The 796-nt window shown below is 64.4% G+C and carries 1 protein-coding gene; it reads left to right on the forward strand.

Going from position 1 to position 796, the window contains the following annotated elements; all coding sequences use genetic code 11:
- The first annotated feature begins 226 nt into the window (after positions 1–226).
- Positions 227–538 carry a hypothetical protein gene (locus tag DQ353_RS21145; RefSeq protein ID WP_113765145.1) on the forward strand — a complete coding sequence of 104 codons (312 nt, stop codon included), beginning with the start codon at positions 227–229 and terminating at the stop codon, positions 536–538.
- Positions 539–796 lie beyond the last annotated feature (258 nt).

The following is a 796-nucleotide window of genomic DNA, read 5'->3' on the forward strand; positions in this document are numbered from 1 at the left end:
ACAACGGCCTGCTGCACTTGCTCGTCCACAACGGGCTCCCGCACGTCCTTTTGCCCCGGCACCTGGACCCCGAGCAGATCCCCCGCCGCAACTCCTACTGGCCGCAAAACCAAACCACCCTCTTCTAATCGCGGGCCTACCCGCGGCGAGCGGTCCGGGTCGCCGCAGCAAGCTGCCGCCCACCCACCGGGAGATACGATCGTCGTTGAGGGATGGAGGGGAATCCGTGGCAAAGTTGGCTACCTGGGCCAGCACGGCGGCCGTGACGGCAATTGTTGTCACGATCCTCCTGTTCATCGCGTCGATGCGGTATTCAATCGCGCTGGTGGATCCTCCGCTGCCCGCACCCGATGACGCAGGGCAAGCCCTCATCGCCTACCTGGGCTGTGTTCTTGCCGTCGCGGCCGGCATCGCCACCGGAGTGGTTGCCGGCAAACGACAACAAGGCGGGGGCCGCACGGTCGCGGCCGGCAGCGCGGCCATCCTCGGAATCGGCACCCTCGCGGCGGTCGCCGCGCTCACCCTTCCCACCGTGTAGCCGCTTCGGTGCGGGTCTTCCCCCGACGTCGAAATGCGTTGTATTTCTGGCTCTACTGACATATCCGTGGGCGTGAGCCGCGAGCCTTAACGTCCACACGCCGCTTCCTGCCTAGGATTTTTGACTGACTAAGAAAATGCGCCAATAGGCCCTGATCGTTAGGGCTTTCGCCTGGGTCTTGCGTCCCAGCGTTGGGTGTACCAGGCTTCGCGGATCAGGCGCCGCAGGACGATGATGCTGTTGGCGAAGCTGATCATC

This window comes from Arthrobacter sp. AQ5-05 (assembly GCF_003287975.1).
Lineage (GTDB): Bacteria > Actinomycetota > Actinomycetes > Actinomycetales > Micrococcaceae > Paeniglutamicibacter.